Source organism: Flavitalea plasmicola (assembly GCF_030546645.1).
GTDB lineage: Bacteria > Bacteroidota > Bacteroidia > Chitinophagales > Chitinophagaceae > Puia.
Genome location: NZ_JAUOTO010000005.1, coordinates 72,695 through 90,708, shown reverse-complemented (window position 1 = coordinate 90,708; position 18,014 = coordinate 72,695). Strand labels below are relative to the sequence as shown.

Sequence of the window (18,014 nt, the reverse complement as noted above, 5' to 3'; positions counted from 1 at the left end):
GATCATTAATCTATTGATGATTTGTTAAGGAAACTTTCAATCACTGGTATAACAAAACTTGATTCGTTAGATCCATTTTGTAATGTTGTTATTCCCCCAATATATTCACCGTGTACACCTGGAATGATAGCTAATTCTGAATGGGCAATTTGTCTGTGAATTTTTAAATTACCCCCAATATAAACGGCTTGCTGTTGTCTTTTTCTTTTGGCTTATATTTTCGTTTGTTTCAATGACCGATAATATCCTGTTAGAGGCTCGTCATTATTGTCTGTCCACCGCGTAATTCAGTTCAGTTACCCCACAAGTAAATTGTCTCGTAGTCAATAGGTTTAGTTTTATTTTGTCTTTAATGTCTACAAACAAAGGAACGCCTCGTCCAAGAATAATTGGATTAACAAATAGCCAGTAGCCATCAATTAAGTTCTGTTGAATAAGTGAATGTGTGGCCGTCGGGCTACCAAAAAGCAAGACTTCTCCATCTGCCTGTTGTTTTATTTCGTTTATTTTATCCGAAAGGTTGTCGCTAATAATTGTTGAATCAATCAAACCCGTGTCTTTCATTGTTTTCGATAAAACAATTTTGTGAGCTTTTTTATACCACTTTGAATGTTTAATGTCGTGCTTGGTCGCATCCGGCTTGTCTCCTGCGGTAGGCCAGTAATTTTCCATCATCTGGTAAGTTACTCGTCCGTATAATGCCGTATCGGTTTCGCCGATCCGCTTCCCGACATGATCAAAAATTTCTTCACCAAGTTTGATCCAGTTCATCTCCCCGTTAGGCCCTGCTACAAAACCGTCAAGCGATATGTGCATAAATGAAATTATTTTTCTCATATTTTCTTTTTTTAGTTATTATTTATGTTTGTTACTTTTTAATATTTTAATATAGTTTTCAAGTCGATGTAAAGTCTGCTTGCCGCCTTCAATGGCATTTACCTCTCTACTAATGCGCAAGTAATTGCTTGCAAATATATGCGCAAGGTTTTACTTGCGCAAATTTATTTTAATTATTCTGTAAGCCCCACAAATCAGGTCCGGTTAAAGATAGCGAACACAGAAGTCAGATATTCTGGCAGGCACCTTCTCGCGGGTTTACTTGCGCTCAATGGTCTGGCCTATGGCATCTTGCTTTGACAGTTTGGTTAGTGGAGCCTTCTCTCGTAGTTTTGGCCATGCCGACAAAAATTTTTGGCCACAACGTTAAAAAGCTTTCTTATTCCGTCAACGCAAAACAGTATTCCTTCGCGGGCCACCGGGTGACGGTCCCTTTGAATCGGAATAGATGGTATAAGATTTGGTTGATCGGGAACCCTTGTCGATTGGTCATCAATGACGAGTTGATCGTCTGCAAACACCCCGTCCTGTTTTTCGCCAATCCCCTGGTTAGCTACGCATACGACAGCTTGCAGGACAAGCGATGGGGATATTGGTGTGTATTTACAAGGGAATTTCTGGCGGTCAACGACACCTTGGGGCGGTTCCGGGCTTATCCGGAACTGGCCCCGGCCAGTACAATGCTGCTGTTTCCTGAACCTGAACAATTGGCGGTGGTCAAGATGCTCTTCGAGCAATTGACGGTGGCGGTCAATGCCAGGTTCGCTTTTAGTAACGAAATGATCTTCAACTACATCCAACTCCTGATATTCGAGGCGATGAAAGGGGGAACCCAATCAGCGCCTGCCGGGCACCCGGATGCTGCGGTGCGGATCACCCGCCAGTTTTTGCAACTCCTGGAAGAGCAGTTTCCTATCCAGTCCCCCGACCAGCCGATGCAGCTCCGAACGCCGGCAGATTTCGCCCGTCGGCTTGCGATTCATGTCAATCACCTGAACACCACGATTCGAAACATGACTGGCCAAACGACAACGCAACATATCGCCGCAGCGAAAATCGCCGAGGCAAAGGCCCTCCTTCGCCACAGTAATTTCACCATTGGGGCTATAGGGGAGGGCCTCGGCTTCAACTGCCCTAATCATTTCTTCCGTTTTTTCAAACAGAATTCCGGATTGACGCCGCTTGCATACAGAACCAAAGCAAATTCTTTGATTTAGGTACATTTTACACTGATCCACGTATTGCAGCCATTCATAAAAGGCAGTAGTTTTGATGGCATGAAACAACAACAGAGCTCCAAAGATCCGTTGGCCTACCAGGTATTTACGTCCACGAGGCCAGGTCTGAACCGCGACCCCAATACCCCACCCGGTCTTGAGGACCTCAAATGGGTACCCAACAGCGCCACGCTTATATATGGTAAAAAGGATGCGGTACTGGTGGACGTCTTTCTCGCCATCGAACATACAAAGGACCTTGCCAATTCCATCGCCGCTACCGGAAAGAATCTTACATATATCTACATTACGCATCCGCATGGTGATCATTTTTACGGTCTCCAGTTGTTGCTCGATCGCTTTCCGGATGCGATTGCTATAGCCACCCCGGCCGTCGCAAGAGATTGTGCCGAACAGGTGCGGCCAGAAGTCATAAACGGCTTCTGGGCTCCCAGATTTCCCGGACAGATACCCGAGAAACTTGCTGTTCCTCAGGCCATGGACAGCGATGAGTTCGAACTGGAAGGAGAAAAATTGGTGGTTCTCCCGACAGGCTTTTCCGACACGCACGATTCGACCAGCCTCTATGTGCCATCCATCGGATTGATTGTCGCCGGCGATGTGGCGTACAATGGTGTTCATCTATACCTGGCAGAAACCACCCGGGAAACCCGAAAAGAATGGCGAAGCAGCCTCGACATGCTGGCGGGATTGCACCCGAAATCGGTTGTCGCGGGTCATAAACAACCATCCCTTCCAGACGATCCGGCTATTTTGGCGATGACCCGTAAATACTTGGAAGATTTCGACCGCCTGAATGACGAAAGTGCCACCAACCTCGAACTATATAACAAGATGTTATTGCTGTACGCTGACCGCGCCAACCCGGGGTCGCTATGGGGAGGGGCCCTGGCGGCAAAAAAGGCCTCCTGAAAACCATAACATTGGATTCCCGTGGATTTCGATGGATTACCATGCCTTGCGGAAAGCTGGCTGCCTCACCCTGCCTCACCCGGCTACAACTTTCGAACCGATTGGCGGATACCTGGACCTGACTTACAGTTTATTGGGTTACCTGGGCGAGTTCGGATCGACAAAGGTAAGTGGAACTTATCCTGTTCTTTATTATAATAGAGATCACCTGCCGAAAAGGGATCAATTTGTCACCTTGATGGACTGATTTACACAGCGTATTTGACCTTTTTAACACAGTTATTAAATCCTATAAGTCCGAGTTTTGTGATATATATAAATAACCATGGAACAAAAGACGAACGTTTTAGTAACTGGAGGCAGCGGCTTTTTAGGTGCGCATTGTATATTGCAGTTATTACGTCAAGGCTATAGCGTGAAGACTACCGTCCGCTCTATAAATCAAAAGAGTAAGGTGATTGAGAAGTTAAAAAATGGCGGTATATCGACATTTGAGGATCTGAGCTTCATAGAAACAGATTTAACAAAGGACGACAATTGGCCCGCTGCTGTCAAGGACTGTAAATATGTATTACATACCGCCTCCCCCTTCCCATCGACGGTACCAAAAGATGAGCGTGAGTTGATCGTGCCGGCAGTTGAAGGAACACGACGCGTTCTTCTTGCCGCTCGTGATGCAAAAGTTCAACGAATAGTAGTCACTTCATCTTTTGCAGCTGTAGGATATGGATATGCTGAAAAAAAACGGGTTTTCACAGAAAAGGATTGGACGAGGCTAAATAGTGAAGTACCTGTATTGGCGTATCAGAAATCGAAGACGCTCGCGGAAAAAGAAGCATGGGACTTTATTGCCAAACAAGGAAAGGGGCTGGAGCTGGCCGTGATCAATCCGGTTGGTATATTAGGTCCGGTGTTAAGCCCCGAAACAAGTACATCTACGGAAAGCATCCAGAAGCTTCTCGAAGGAATGCCGGGAGTACCAAATATTTCTTTTAGTGTGGTTGATGTTCGGGATGTTGCAGATCTTCATATCAGGGCTATGCTCAGTCCGGCTGCTAACGGCGAGCGTTTCCTGGCTGTAACGGGCGAGCCATTGAGTGTCAAAGAAATGGCAGATATACTCAAGTCTCATTTAGGTGATGCCGCAAAAAAAGTTCCGTCCCGTGTACTGCCCGACTGGTTAGTTAAATTTGCAGCGCTTTTAGATCCTACACTAAAATCTGTTGTGCCAGGTTTAGGAAAACATCCTGCGGCAAGTAATCAAAAGGCAAAAGATATTTTGAAATGGGCACCAGGAAGCAATGAAGAAGCTGTATTAGCAACCGCGGAAAGTTTGTTCGCGTTTGGATTGATCAAAAGATAAATTATATTTTGGTGTTGTCGCTCTTATGCCAGCGGTTTGATTTAACAGGCATCATGCTTAACTTCGTTAATACAATGAAAGAACCCGTTTCAAAAACGCTAATAATCGGACCTGAGTTAGCGGCCGAGCAGTTCATTGCTGAACACCTTTTCCTCTATCTCAGTAATGGCAGACTCGAAGGACGCTATGGCGAAAATAATTATTGTTTGTCATCTGGTGAATGCTGTATCCTCCGTAAAAACCAATTGGGCAAATACTTAAACGTTCATGAAGCCATAAAAGCAACTAAAGTCACTTTTATATTCGATCAACCATTTCTGAGAACTTTTCAGGAAAAACATAGGTCATCAATAAAATCAAATAAGTTTACTGATGCTTTTGTGAAGATTGCCAGCAATGATCTGTTGTCAAAGTTCATTGGATCGTTAAACCCTTATTACGATAGTGACGGGCGAATGGGCAAAAGTTTCTTTGATTTGAAGCGCGAGGAACTGCTGCTTATATTGCTGCAGTCTAAGCCTGAACTTTCAGGTCTATTTTTTGATTATGGCATTCCCGGCAAAATCGACCTGGAACTATTTATGAATCAAAATTACAGGTTTAATGTAAATCTTGACCGCTTTGCTTTTCTAACGGGAAGAAGTCTGTCATCTTTCAAGCGGGATTTTAAACAAACGTATAATGATACGCCACACCGTTGGCTATTAAAGAGACGGTTAACAGAGGCTCGTTTTTTGATGGAAAAGGAAGGGAAGAAACCAATGGAAATTTTTGTGGATTTGGGCTTTGAGGATCTTTCACATTTCTGCTTTGCATTTAAGAAGCATTTCGGAAGGTCACCCAACAAATTGACATGACATTACGGAGACCCAGATCATCTCGATCTTAAAGCAGCAGGAAGCCGGTATATCTATCAAGGATCTGATCAAAAGGGACCGGATTAAATATATTCCAGCGGAGGGTACAAAGCCCCGCGCCTGGTGAGGCCTACTGGATATGTTTTATCCGTGACGCCAAAATTCCCTTTGATTACTGTTGTGTTGAGTCGGAGATTGTTGAGGGCGGATGGCGGGTTGACGTTCCCATTGTTGTTGGCGCGACATCTGTTGTTGTGCACCCCGCTGTTGATTGAACTGCTGTTGTCTCGCTTCATTTTGCCGTTGCAAAGCCTGTTGTTGATTAAACTGCTGCTGGCGCATGATCTGCTGTTGTTGTTGTGCGGCCCGCTGTTGACTGAACTGCTGTTGTCTCGCTTCATTTTGCCGTTGCAAAGCCTGTTGTTGATTAAACTGCTGCTGGCGCATGATCTGTTGTTCTTGTGCAGCCCGCTGTTGATTGAACAGTTGCTGCCTGGTTTCACTTTGCCGTTGTAAAGCCTGTTGTTGATTAAACTGCTGCTGGCGCATGATCTGTTGTTCTTGTCCGGCCCGCCGTTGATTGAACTGCTGTTGTCTGGCTTCATTTTGCCGTTGTTGGGGATATTGATTCAACCCGGTTGGGCGCCCTTGCAGGTTATAGCGGTTCCCATTGACAACATTCATGGCTGCCGTAGTCGGGCGACCATGGTTAATGGAAGCGAACTGATTTCGATCGCGGCTCATGAATTGCTGATGGCTTATTTGTTCATTAGTCGGCTGCTGATGATATTCACGCATAGCTATTTGTTCCTGCCTGTTTGGACGGGCCGCAATTCCTCCAGGGCCTCCGTTGAAGCAGGTGCGTGAATTAGTTACCGTGGTGTTGTTGATTACCGTCTGATTTATATAAGTATTGTGTACAATAGTCGTATTTACATTCATTACAGCCGTATTATAGCTAAATTCTCCTCCTTCCCACCTGCCACCAACGAAGCCAGTTCCGCAATAGCCATAGCCGTAGTTGACCCCACCATAGAATCCTACATGGGTACCCCAGTATCCTGGATGCCACGCATAAATCCCACCTTCATATCCCCAATAACAGGGTGTCCATAAATAACCGGGCTCAGGTGGACTCACCCAAACACCGGGAACCCAATAATAGTCATCATCATCTCCATCATAAGCCCAATATCCTGGAATCCATAAAAATCCATCCTCCGGGCAAGGGGGTTGAACATAGTAAGGCAACGGAGGAGGCGCTATATCTGCTCTAATACTTACGTCGACGCTAAATTGAGCATTCGCAACAAATGCTGCAAGCAATAAACTGCAAGTCATAAGTATGCTGGATATCTTTTTCATTTTCATAAATTTTATTCACTCTTATTAGAAGCGGCAAATGATATACAGTTTAACCAGGAAAAGATTGAATAACATTTCATTAAGTTTAGACAGGCGTGACCGGCTTCATTCTTTGAATGAATTAACAAACTTTTTTGTTTTGGCGACCTCTTTGTGCCATTAAACAATCAGGGCGAATACCGGGAGGTCGGACGTAATCTTGTTAATTCTTTAGGATAGAAACTTTGGCTAAATTTAGTGAGCCGTATAATTTGCTTATTCACTAAAAAACATAATCAATGATCATTGTTCAGGACATTTTTGTCTGTAAACCAGGCAACGCCTCTAAATTGGCTAAGATGCTCAAAACTGGAAATCATCCCTGAAATCTTTTAGTGAAGTCTTTGTAACTCAACACAATAAACAACAAGCTGTAACCCGCATTAACCAAATAAAAATGTTGCCTGTTTAGGACGTCCGTTTCTTTATAATTCAGCATCTGGAATGGCGTGGCATAGGGCAGGTAAATAATATGATCCCAGTTTTTTAATAGCAACCCCATCAACAGACCGAACAACCCCATCCCCAATGAAGTGATCAGGTTTCTCATGCGAAAGGATATCCAGTACTGAATAATAATCATCGGAATGATCGAAACAAAAAGGTCGAGCAGAAACCTGAAAATATAGTCATAAGGTACCCTATACTGTCTAAACCCCAACGAAGGTTTGATCAAGCCAAGCAGTTGACCGGACGTTATGGCAAAAACAAAGTACAACAGAAAGAATACTGTGATTACCGAGAATATCAGGGTGGTTTTGGCGCGATATAAACGTCCTCTACGCACCGGCAAGGTGAACAGTTGCTTCCAGCTGTTGGCTTTGTGTTCAATATTAAGGATGAGTCCGATGATAAGTAGTATAAATCCTAAGGAAAAAAAGCAACAACCGTTAAAAGTCCTTAATAGGTAATCATACCAGGGATTTATCCGCGGCGCGGGAAGAAACTCCTGCGATTCAAAAAGATAAGTTGTAAATAATAGCAACGGCAAAAATAAAGCACCCACAAAGGTCAGCCATAAGGCAAATGTGTTTTTTAACTTAATAAGTTCGATATCTAAAAGGTTCATAAACGTTTAGTTTTTGTTGATAAATGAAAGAAAAGTCTGTTCCAGGCTACTTTCTATGAGCTGCATACGATAAATGGCCACCCCTGCCTTTGTCAACAGGCCGATAATAGCCGACACCTGGAATTGATCCAGGTATTGCACCTCCAGGAACTCTTTGCCTATCTTAGCAACTAGCTTATTGTTGAGCAATACTTCCATCGCCACATTGTTTCGATCCGTGCTGATCTCAATAACAGATTGCTCCTGCCTGATGGCTTGCAGGTGCTTTAGCGATCCCTGGAAAACCATTTTCCCCTGATCCAGGATGCCTATATGAGTAACCAGCTTTTCAATCTCTGAAAGCAGATGGCTGGATACCAAAATCGTGACTCCTCGATCCCTATTTAAATGCAGCAAGAGCTCCCTGATCTCAATAATTCCGTTAGGATCCAATCCATTGGTCGGTTCATCCAAAATCAGCAAATCGGGTGATGAAAGCAAGGCCAGCGCGAGGCCGATCCGCTGCTTCATACCCAACGAATAATTTTTTACGTGCTTGTCAGCGTCCCGGCTAAGCTGTAAGATTTCCAGCACTTCCAATACCCTGCTTTTCGGAATATTCCGGATGCCCGCGGTCACCTGTAAATTGTCAAACCCCGTCAGGTGTTCGTATAAGGAAGGCGTTTCTATCAGGGCCCCGATCCGGGAAAATAAATTGACGGAGGCATTTCTGACGGATTCCCCCAAAACCGTTATGGAACCATGGTCGGGTTTCAGCAGGTTTAACAATAGCCGGATGGTTGTGGTTTTTCCGGCCCCATTGGGTCCTAAGAATCCATAGATCGAGCCCCGCGGAATTTGCAGGTTAATATCCTGTAATACAATCTTATCTTTTGAAAAACCAAAAGACAAATGGTTGGTTTCAATAATGAGTTTGTCGCTGTTTTGCATAATTTATACTTGATTGATACGACAAATATTCATGGTAAAACCGGTTCTCAAAATTCAGGCGGACAGAAGGCAGTTTTCAGCTGTCCGAAAAGCTGTCTCAGGCGCTCAAAGGCTCATCCGGTTATTTTGACGATTCAGCACGGCAAATCCGCTTTTGAGCATCGACGCTTTGATTCTATCACTGATTTCGCATCTTTATACCATGAAAGAGCTGGAACTCCTGATCGGTAAGTTAATCACCTCCAAAATTGGGGTGCATGTTTTCTTCTGTCTGTTGTTCGTGCTATTGTTTGCCATCCCGGTCGTATTAAGTGACAACAGGGGTATCGAATTTCCAGCTTTGTTGACCTGTCTTTTTATTCTAGGCTGTACCTATGCTGGCAGGTGGAGCGGTAAACGGTGGTTATCAGGGGGCATCCGGGCTCCGTTCCTGAGAAGTCTGCTTTTAAGTGTTCTGATACTGTCCATAATGGGCGCAACTGGTGCGGCTTGGTTGTTCAGGGGCAGTATCCCCCATTATTTCGTACAATACCTCGCGGTCTGCTTTCCGCTGGTCGTCCTTTTCATTTTTTTGGGTTTATCTATCGCCCTTGTGCGGAACAGCATACTCAGACAGGTGACCGAGGCCAGGATCCGGGAGGAACAGAAAGAAAGCGAACTCCGCCTGTTGCTCTCCCAACTGAGTCCGCATTTCCTCTTCAACACACTGAATAATATTTACGGCATTTCAATCACCCAGCACCAAAGAGTTCCATCATTGCTGCTCAAACTATCGGAACTCCTGCGATATTCGATCTATGAGACGAGAGAACGGTTTATACCGCTTAAAAATGAACTGTTGTACATTCATAATTATATTGAGTTTGAAAAAATTCAAACAGGCGACAAGCTATTATTGGAAACGGATCTGGAAGCTATTGATGACGAACACCTACGGATTGCACCTATGTTACTCATCGTTTTTGTAGAAAATGCCTTCAAACATTCAAAAAACACCCGTGAGTCCAGGGTATTTATCGCTATTACCTTACATATCAGAGAGGGGTGGATTCACTTCACCCTAAAAAATTCCTATCAGCCAGCCGGCCAGCCGCAAACAATCTTGAAAGAATCATCGGGGGTCGGTCTAAGCCATACGCTGAAAAGGCTGGCCCTGATCTACGGAAACGACTATTTTTACGATACAAAGAATGAAAACGGGATTTATACTGTTGACCTTCGTTTAAAAGCAGCTGAAGTATGATCAATTGCCTTATTGTCGACGACGCTCCCGTTGCACGGGAGATACTGATCGAGTACTGTAAACACCTTCCTACCCTCCAGGTTGTCGGAACATGCAGTGATGCTTTTCAGGCACGGGAGAATTTACAGCAACTAGAGGTTGACTTGCTGTTTATAGATATCAATATGCCTGTCCTCAGCGGGCTCGACCTGGTGAAAACACTTAAAAATCCCCCCCAGGTAATTTTCACGACCGCTTATAAGGAATACGCTTCGGAGGCTTTCGATCTGGCCGTATGCGATTACCTTGTCAAGCCTTTTTCTCTTGATCGGTTTATTATGGCTATAGATAAAGTGGCAGAAAATATCGGTAAGCAGAAAACGACTGCTTCAATCAAGCCATCGGAGAATCAGCATGAATATCTGTTCGTCCGTACAGAAGGGATGATCCATAGAATAAATTTCGACCGGATTTTATTTTTAGAAGCCAGCAGAAATAATACCAAAGTTGTTACGATGGAAGAGGCCCTGTTGTCCACGATGCCCTTATCCGCCATAGAAAAACAATTGCCCGCAGCCCTGTTTTCGAGGGTACACCGGTCATTTATTGTCAACACGTCAAAAATCACCCGTTTGCAGGGTAACCTGGTTTTTATCGGTAAAAAGGAAATTCCTTTAGGCAGCAATTATAAAAATGGCTTTTTTAAAATTTTGGGCTTATAACAATGCTGGTCTCCATGTAAAAAAAACCGGGCCTTTTGGGTGGATTTGGAGTTTTCCCTTTTAAATATATTTTGCCTATCTTTTCAACCAATTCAAGATCAACTGAAAAATGGTTCAAGTTCAATAAGGTCATCCTTATGGCTATTCGAACCAAGTATTTTCAAAATTTATTTAACAAAAAATAGTCATGATCACAGATTGGGCTGAAATAGGAAGGCAAATTGGATCAATTCGAGAGGATGGCGAAGCAGGTGGGGATGATTATGCCACAGCAGCATTTGAAACAATCTTAGGGGATGAATGGATAACAGCCACTGTAGAATATAGCATATCTATGAAGCGAGGTCAGGAAGTGGCAATGAATTGTCTTCGGCTGCTGCGATCTGAAAAGGCCGTCTTATATGCATACCAAATTTACAAGTCGTCAACAGGAGAAAGGGCATCGCAGGCTGTTTGGTTTATCAAGCAAATGGCAAACCCTATTTCTATTTCCTGGATTGAGGAATTTTTAAATGATCCAAACGTAATTGAGTGGGGTTTAGGTGTTTTAGACAAACTACTATGGGGGGAAGAAATGCCTTATGACGAAAAGGCTAAATCACTTCTTGATCTGGCAGTAACTAATTCAAATGGGATATTGCAGGAACATGTTAATTTCATAAAGGAATATATTGCAGAACGAGACAATTCTTCATTCGGTCGAGAACATAGCAATTAAGTGATTTAGCGTTGGCTATATGAAGTAATCTATACTAAATCGGCTCGATTTCTGAACGATCTCGTCCTCTAAAAGTTTTATGTCGATCGAAACCTGCCCATTGGACTAGCTCGGATGCCGAAATTTAAGGAAGCAACTGAAGCTAGGCATGTTGGAATATAGCCGGGAAAGGTAAGCCAACGGTGAACTGCCATTTGAATTAGTGACGAATGATTCTACACCAACGTTTGTCGTCAACCCATTCATTTTCAGCCATTGATATTGTCATACACCGGATCTTCAAAAGGTTCATCGTAGCATATCTGCACTATGCTTTTCTTACATAATTACTCGTCCCGTATCCTCCCGGTGAAGTACCTAATCAAATTATGGAAATAAGGTAATTTTTAATCTTATTTGAAAAAGAAAGATGACGCAATTATTTAAGACTTTTATTACATTATTTTTCTTTCTGTCTACTTTCGGTTGCAGACAGCAAAAGACGGAAACACAAATATTCTCGGGATTGATTAATAGATTTCCACAACTAAAAATTCACCCTCAAAATCAGTCAAATAATTTTCATCTTGTAAGAAGTGTTTCATTTGGGAGACCAAAAGTATCCATCGAATTGTTTTCCCAACCTGATGCCGTAGATGACAAGCAACAAATAATTTTAATTTCAAATTCCGACTTTAAATATTACGGAATACCTTTCTTCTCAAATACTTTTTACGATTATTGGAACTTCTCATTTGACAGCGTAAATTCTAACAAAAAAAGGATAAACAGTACTTTCGAAAACGAATTAAACACATGCTTAGATTCACTAAATTTGAACGATACAATTGGAACTGCAGGTGAAATTATTGATGAACTATTATTTTCAGTTTTACATTGCCAAAAAATTGAATTATCCGATAGCTCTAAACTTTTAGGCGTTGTTTTGAATGGAAATAGTATACAGCCTGATGAAAATTGGGATAGTTGTTCTCTCCGGCTTAAAAAAAACTGGGAGATTATTTCAAAGGAGTTATTTCCAAATAAGACCATTAGATATAAATCTGCGTATTGGGACGAAAAAAATGCAAGAGTTTATCTTTTTGATTTTACCAACTTTAAGCGACATAAACGGAATCAATTCAAGATTACGACTTTAAGGCAAGACTGTGTTTGGCATACAGTGTCTTTATAACGGGAGTAAACTTTGCGTCTTATGACAGACCCGAAATCCGCTTGCCCCTTCTTTGTTTTGTGTCAATATCAGCGAAGGCTATACTATGTCAAGAGTATTGGACTTCCAATGATACGGGAGTAACTCCAGGATTCTGTTGATGGGGTGCGCGGAAACTAGTTCCAATACATTCTTAAGCCAGTCAAAGGATTAACGCCGTGAAGTTTGCAGGTGCCCATAAGAGAATATTGTAAGCTCCCCACAAATTAGGTCCAGCCAAGAGTATAACATTTAAATAGAAAAATGCCTTCAGATCGTCAATTCTGAAGGCATTTCTTTGGATTCCCGTGGATTCTATTGGAATCCGATGGATTCCCATGGATTGCGTCGAGGGCGGGATTACCTCGGCGCCCTCGACGGACGACTCCGGCGATCCCAAGGGGAAGGGCGTCAAATCAATGCCTTTACCATTTAACGCTCACTTTAGACTTCCTGGAAAAAAACAAATAAGGAAGAGGCCCCCAGCCAATATTTTGTCAACTTTATTTGGGTTTTAGTGGTGCTTTCTTTTGCCTGCCCCATGCAATGAATGCCGCAAGGACAATAACAAAAATATTAACGCCAATATCTTTTGCTTCACCCCTTGAAATGTGAAAAATGCTTGCCGCTATCATCAAGACGATCGTTCCATATGCCGCATATGCTGTTAGTTCGGGTTTTATGCGAATTAAGGCGGGCAACATTATTCCAATTCCTGCCAATAGATCAACGACACCTGTAATTAGAGCAAGATTGGCATTGTCTCTTATCCAGGGGAACGGCAAATTGCTGGGTAGAAATATTTTCATGAACCCTGCCCAAATAAAGACAGCAGCTAAAAGGGTTTGTGCAATCCATAGGATAATGTTTATCTTTTTTGATATCTTTTGTTCTGTTGGCATAACTTGTTTTTTGGTTGCCGCAAACTTAGATACCTTTACTATCCAAATGATATTACTTCCTGTTTGGAAAGCGCTATCCAATTTGGAAGTAATGCAGAAACTAAAAGTTATGTTGTCAAAAGCTGGTTGTCCCAAAACAATGCTTTCTATCAAAGATGCTCTTGAAGCGCTAGAAGGAAGATGGAAATTACTGATCTTGTTTTCATTGGCAGAAAAGCCCAAGAGGTTTAAGCAGATAGCAAAAGAAGTCTCTGGAATTACGGATAAAACGTTGTCCAAAGAGTTAAAGAGTTTGGAAGCAAATAAGCTTGTTCGCCGAGATGTTTATGATACTTTTCCACCGACTGTCGAGTATTCAATAACGCCACATGGATTGTCGCTTGAAAAGTTATTAGATGAGCTTCATTTATGGGGTTTGGTTCATCGTAAGAAAGTTATCGGTAAATAATTATCAGTACTACTTAGAAGAAGGCAATAGACGGCCTATAGAAGGATGTAGATTTTAAAGGTACCAAGCGGCAGTGCCAGGAGCTAATCATATTCTGGGACGTGAACTGGCCAAAAACCCGTAGGATTCAACCATCGGGGAGTGAATCGATTTCTGTAAGCAATTCTTTATGAGCTTTAAGATCTCTACAATTTAGATCGGCGAAAGTCAGAAGTTTAAATCGAAAAATACCTTCAGTATAGATAACTGTGAAGGCAGTTCGATGGATCCCATGTTTTGCGGAGAAGGAGGGATTACCTCCGCGCCCTCGACGGACGACTCCGTGATCCCGTAAGGGTGAGGCTTAAGTTACCCTTCTTGTAGCTCTCTCTCAAGGTCATTTCTGAGTTTCGTAAAATAAACATCAAATAGCAAAATCCATTTGGGGGAATCAGCTTCGAGATGAATTTCAAATTCTGATTCCGTTTCTTCTATGACCAGTTGTCCTTGAGAAAAACCAGCAAATTTATTCCCATATTTTCTGATGCTTGATCCTCCTGAGAATTCTACAACATTGCCATTTATTTGTGCATACTCGGCGCCTTGAATCAATATTTCGCGTTTATATAAATCTAACAGGCGGTTAATGTCGGCCCCTGGAATCTGAGCCTTTATAAAATAGGTCGTTGCGATGGACATGAAGAAAATGAATCGTTTGAAATAGGTATGGTTTACTATATATAAATTAAGCGAACTAAGGAAGTAAAATACGACATTATCGAACAAAAAAAAGGAAGAACCAAGCAAAATTCTGCCTAATTCTACTCCTTTCGGACCAGGCGCCGAGGGCGGGATTACCTACGCGCCCTCGACGGACGACTCCGGTGATCCCAGGTGGGGGGTGTCAAACAAAGAAAAGAAGTGCCGCACTGCGTGCGTCCTTTTTCGCCCCCGTCCGCTTTGGCAAGCCTGCCCAAGCCCTGGTAAATGCTTTCTCTTCTTCAATCTTCTGGTAGCCGCGCTTGCCACGCTGCCGGAAACGAAAAATGCCCCCTATCGGGGGCACTTCTTTTCTTAAGTTTGCGGAGAGGGCGGGATTCGAACCCGCGATACCCTTTCGAGTATACACACTTTCCAGGCGTGCTCCTTCAACCACTCGGACACCTCTCCTGAAGGGCCGCAAAAATACAATTTCCCAGCTTAGCTTCCGAATATTTTTTGAGCATTCTCCGTCGTGATCCGGGCTACTTCTTCCGGCGTCACCCCCTTCACCTCCGCCAGCTTCGCCACGACATACTTAAGATAGCTGCTCTCATTGCGTTTTCCCCGGAAAGGCACAGGACTCAGGTAGGGCGCATCCGTCTCCAGCACCATACTTTCCAGGGGCAGATCCTTCAGCGCCTCCCCCAGGCCGGAATTCTTGTACGTCAGCACGCCCCCAATGCCCAGGTACAAACCCAGGTCAATGATCTGGCGGGCAGCTTCATACCCCCCGGTGAAACAATGGAAAATGCCACGGAGATCCCCCTTTTGATGCTCCCGCACCACGCCGATGCTCTCCTGCATCGACTCCCGGGAATGAATGACGATGGGGATACGGTAGTGCAGCGCCCATTCGATCTGCTGGTGAAAAGCCTGGTACTGCTGCTTTTCAAACGTCCTGTCCCAGTAAAAGTCAAGGCCGATCTCGCCCACTGCCACCCAGGCGCGCCGCTGCAACCAGTCTTCCACCCGCTTCAGTTCCGACACATATTCCTCTTTCACGGATGTCGGATGTAGCCCCATCATGCCGATGCACTTGCCCGGGTACTGCTGCTCCAGCGATAGCAGCGCATCGTGGGACTCGCTGTCCACGGCAGGTAAATAGAATTTCTCAACTCCTTCTTTCTCAGCCCGATGTATTACTTCATCGATATCCCGGGTAAACTCCTTGTTGTACAAATGACAATGCGTGTCGATCAGTTGCATATGAATAGAGACTTGTCCGTCGCAAATATCCCCAAAAACCAGCATATCAGTGCGTTATTATCCAGACGGGCGCAGCGAATATTCCTGCTGCAGATAAAAAACCTTATTGTGCCGCCCCCGTAAATTACTTTGGATAAATCAAAAAAAGATTTACCTTTAAACCAGTTTTCATAGGGTACGGATTAAAAACGGGCCAGGGTGTCTACCCAGGCCCAATTTATTTTATAGCATTGACGGGCCTTTCAGCCCCTTTTTCTGCCCTGTACAGCGCATACTTATCACTGTTTGATCACGCCGGAAATGATGTTTTCCGTCACAAAATTGCCACCGTATTTTCCGCAATGTATACAGCCATTCGGCTAACCATGAAGTTGTTTACTGAAATCATGCCAAATCAGCGGACCGCCACCGGCCGGATACTTTCGAACCGGTAACCTTTCTCCCCAAAATGAGCAAGCACCGCCGGCAGCGCCTCCTTGAGTCTTGGAAATGCCTTTTCACTGTCATGGAAGACAATGATAGATCCCGGGCGGGCATGCCGTATCACGTTGCGGGCGCACCTCCCGGGGCTTAGCGCCCTGTCGAAGTCCGCGCTGAGCACGTCCCACATGATGATTTCAAACTGGAAAGGAGCCTTTCGCAGCAGCGAAGCCTGGAAAGCGCTGATCCTCCCGTAAGGAGGACGGAAAAGAGCCGAATCGATATAACGGGCCGCTTCCCCGATGTCGTGCAGGTAATCTTTGTCCGAAGACTTCCACCCGTTGAGGTGATTTTGCGTGTGATTGCCCACCCGGTGCCCGTCTTCCAGGATCCGCCGGTAGATCAGCGGCTGCTCCCGGACGTTCTTGCCGATGCAGAAGAAAGTGGCCTTTGCGGCATACCGGCGCAGCTCGTCCAGCACAAAGGGGGTGGCCACAGGATGCGGACCGTCATCGAAGGTCAGGTAAAGCACTTTGTCTCCCGCCTTTTGCGGGAGGTCCCAAACCAGGCTGCCATACCATTTCTTTAGCCACCAGGGCGTCTTTACCAGGTAGAACATAGGCCCGTAAGTTACATACTCTCCTTCAGAAAGGTGTTGACATGCACCACCTGCGTACCTTCCCGGAAGATCTTCCCGTTCTTGCGGCAAAACTCAGTCTGGCTCGGCTCGTCTTTTAGTAATTTATCCATATAACGCCGGATCAGCGCGTCCTTCATGGACACCGGCTTGCCGAACAGCATCACGTCGTCGATATAACTATGGAGTAAAGGTTCCAGCTGATGATAGAACAGGTCCCGCGTGGCGAAGATATCGCTGCCGATGACCTTGTCCCCCGAAATGGCCACAAAGCCCACGATCGTACTGTCCGAACGTTTGAATTTATCGAGGAAATAGCGGAAATAGTCGTCGCTGCCCGACACATACTTTTTGTCCAGGTTGCGCGAAAGATAAGCCTGCGTGTTGTTCTTGAAAGCCCCCGACTGCAGCTGCTTGTCGATCTCCCGCCATATCAACACCTGGTTGGGCGTGGAATCCAGCGTTTTGCGCAGATGCGCATTGCCATAGCCGCCATAGCCGAACTTCTTCTCCTTATCACTCCAACGCCCCTCTTCCACACACATCACGGGCACATACTGGTCCTTGGCAGAAGGCCGCAGGATCGTATCCCGGACCACCATCCTGTCCTGCCTTCCCCCCGCAACGATCTCCCCACCCGCGATGTACACCGATTTATCCGAATGCGTGTTGATCCGCAGCCAATGCACATTTTCAAAGGAAGTCGTACCCCGCTCCGACACCGAGACCAAACCCTGGCTCAGCGCCTGGTTCAACGGCACCACATCCGCCAGGCCCGCACCGGGTCCCGGCCCACCTCCTTTCCGCCGGATAGGAATGATCTTCAGATTCTTAAACGTCCAGGCACTATCATAATCCACGTATAATGTCTCATACGTCAGCTGGGCAGATGCACTGACAAGCGAGCAACCGAGCAAAAGCGTCAAAAAACATTTCACATTCACAGCATTAGTCCATTAGAATAACGGCGGAACAGCAGGATTAGTACCCGTTCTACAATTTCTATGGACCCAGCCACCCAACTACTATCGTACATCCTTGCGTCGCACAGTTGTACCGCAACGCCCTACGCAGCAACAGACGCATTCCTGCAAATTCCTGCACCCCTCCTCCGGCGTCCCCTAGAGACCCCCCGACTATACTGGAAACTTTTAGAACACTTTCGCCATCAACCACCCCGAAAAGTTTCCAGTATG

At 44.8% G+C, this 18,014-nt stretch carries 18 protein-coding genes and 1 tRNA gene; 9 read left to right on the top strand and 10 right to left on the bottom strand.

All coding sequences use genetic code 11. From position 1 onward, the window contains the following. Positions 1-264: 264 nt before the first annotated feature. Complete coding sequence (locus tag Q4E93_RS18655; RefSeq protein WP_303587755.1) at positions 265-837, bottom strand: dihydrofolate reductase family protein; 573 nt, start codon at positions 835-837, stop codon at positions 265-267. Between the two features lie 338 nt (positions 838-1,175). On the opposite strand from Q4E93_RS18655, the gene Q4E93_RS18650 reads away from it, so the two are divergent. The 4 genes from Q4E93_RS18650 to Q4E93_RS18635 all read left to right on the top strand — a co-directional run bounded on the left by Q4E93_RS18650 (position 1,176) and on the right by Q4E93_RS18635 (position 5,207). Then, complete coding sequence (locus Q4E93_RS18650; RefSeq protein ID WP_303587752.1) at positions 1,176-2,054, top strand: helix-turn-helix domain-containing protein; 879 nt, start codon at positions 1,176-1,178, stop codon at positions 2,052-2,054. Between the two features lie 60 nt (positions 2,055-2,114). After that, positions 2,115-2,987, top strand: coding sequence for an MBL fold metallo-hydrolase (locus Q4E93_RS18645; protein ID WP_303587750.1), 873 nt, complete (start codon positions 2,115-2,117; stop codon positions 2,985-2,987). A 325-nt stretch (positions 2,988-3,312) separates the two neighbouring features. Continuing rightward, positions 3,313-4,350 (top strand): SDR family oxidoreductase, encoded by a 1,038-nt coding sequence (locus Q4E93_RS18640; RefSeq protein WP_303587749.1) that lies wholly within the window; start codon positions 3,313-3,315, stop codon positions 4,348-4,350. A gap of 74 nt (positions 4,351-4,424) precedes the next feature. Beyond that, positions 4,425-5,207, top strand: coding sequence for a helix-turn-helix domain-containing protein (locus Q4E93_RS18635; RefSeq protein ID WP_303587747.1), 783 nt, complete (start codon positions 4,425-4,427; stop codon positions 5,205-5,207). A 144-nt stretch (positions 5,208-5,351) separates the two neighbouring features. Here Q4E93_RS18635 and Q4E93_RS18630 read toward each other — a convergent pair whose 3' ends face one another. From Q4E93_RS18630 to Q4E93_RS18620, 3 genes are all read right to left on the bottom strand, one after another. After that, entirely contained in the window at positions 5,352-6,572 is a 1,221-nt protein-coding gene (locus tag Q4E93_RS18630; protein WP_303587745.1) for a YXWGXW repeat-containing protein, read from the bottom strand. Between the two features lie 355 nt (positions 6,573-6,927). After that, entirely contained in the window at positions 6,928-7,680 is a 753-nt protein-coding gene (locus tag Q4E93_RS18625; RefSeq protein WP_303587744.1) for an ABC transporter permease, read from the bottom strand. A gap of 6 nt (positions 7,681-7,686) precedes the next feature. Continuing rightward, the gene (locus Q4E93_RS18620; protein WP_303587742.1) at positions 7,687-8,610 is read right to left on the bottom strand and encodes an ABC transporter ATP-binding protein; all 924 of its coding nucleotides are present in this window, start codon (positions 8,608-8,610) and stop codon (positions 7,687-7,689) included. Positions 8,611-8,812: 202 nt separating this feature from the next. Here Q4E93_RS18620 and Q4E93_RS18615 point away from each other — a divergent pair, with 202 nt between their 5' ends. From Q4E93_RS18615 to Q4E93_RS18600, 4 genes are all read left to right on the top strand, one after another. Beyond that, on the top strand, positions 8,813-9,853 hold the full coding sequence (locus Q4E93_RS18615) for a sensor histidine kinase (RefSeq protein WP_303587741.1): 1,041 nt from the start codon (positions 8,813-8,815) through the stop codon (positions 9,851-9,853). Beyond that, positions 9,850-10,554, top strand: a complete 705-nt coding sequence (locus Q4E93_RS18610; RefSeq protein ID WP_303587739.1) for a LytR/AlgR family response regulator transcription factor — start codon at positions 9,850-9,852, stop codon at positions 10,552-10,554. The genes Q4E93_RS18615 and Q4E93_RS18610 overlap by 4 nt, the downstream gene beginning before the upstream one ends. A 187-nt stretch (positions 10,555-10,741) precedes the next feature. Continuing rightward, the gene (locus tag Q4E93_RS18605) at positions 10,742-11,272 is read left to right on the top strand and encodes a hypothetical protein (RefSeq protein ID WP_303587738.1); all 531 of its coding nucleotides are present in this window, start codon (positions 10,742-10,744) and stop codon (positions 11,270-11,272) included. 409 nt (positions 11,273-11,681) lie between these two features. Beyond that, positions 11,682-12,446: a hypothetical protein gene (locus Q4E93_RS18600; protein WP_303587736.1), complete on the top strand. Its 765-nt coding sequence runs from the start codon at positions 11,682-11,684 to the stop codon at positions 12,444-12,446. Positions 12,447-12,967: 521 nt separating this feature from the next. On the opposite strand, the gene Q4E93_RS18595 is transcribed toward Q4E93_RS18600, so the two are convergent. Then, positions 12,968-13,366 (bottom strand): DoxX family protein, encoded by a 399-nt coding sequence (locus tag Q4E93_RS18595; RefSeq protein WP_303587734.1) that lies wholly within the window; start codon positions 13,364-13,366, stop codon positions 12,968-12,970. Between the two features lie 10 nt (positions 13,367-13,376). On the opposite strand from Q4E93_RS18595, the gene Q4E93_RS18590 reads away from it, so the two are divergent. Further along, positions 13,377-13,814: a winged helix-turn-helix transcriptional regulator gene (locus Q4E93_RS18590; RefSeq protein WP_303587733.1), complete on the top strand. Its 438-nt coding sequence runs from the start codon at positions 13,377-13,379 to the stop codon at positions 13,812-13,814. A 348-nt stretch (positions 13,815-14,162) separates the two neighbouring features. Here the strand turns inward: Q4E93_RS18590 and Q4E93_RS18585 are convergent, their stop codons facing one another. The 5 genes from Q4E93_RS18585 to Q4E93_RS18565 form a co-directional block, all read right to left on the bottom strand. After that, entirely contained in the window at positions 14,163-14,492 is a 330-nt protein-coding gene (locus Q4E93_RS18585) for a hypothetical protein (protein ID WP_303587731.1), read from the bottom strand. A gap of 384 nt (positions 14,493-14,876) precedes the next feature. Continuing rightward, positions 14,877-14,963 (bottom strand) — tRNA-Ser (locus Q4E93_RS18580). Positions 14,964-14,993: 30 nt separating this feature from the next. Beyond that, on the bottom strand, positions 14,994-15,761 hold the full coding sequence (locus Q4E93_RS18575) for a TatD family hydrolase (RefSeq protein WP_303587729.1): 768 nt from the start codon (positions 15,759-15,761) through the stop codon (positions 14,994-14,996). Between the two features lie 394 nt (positions 15,762-16,155). After that, positions 16,156-16,800 (bottom strand): polysaccharide deacetylase family protein, encoded by a 645-nt coding sequence (locus tag Q4E93_RS18570; protein WP_303587727.1) that lies wholly within the window; start codon positions 16,798-16,800, stop codon positions 16,156-16,158. A gap of 11 nt (positions 16,801-16,811) precedes the next feature. Continuing rightward, entirely contained in the window at positions 16,812-17,744 is a 933-nt protein-coding gene (locus tag Q4E93_RS18565) for an ARPP-1 family domain-containing protein (RefSeq protein WP_303587726.1), read from the bottom strand. Positions 17,745-18,014 lie beyond the last annotated feature (270 nt).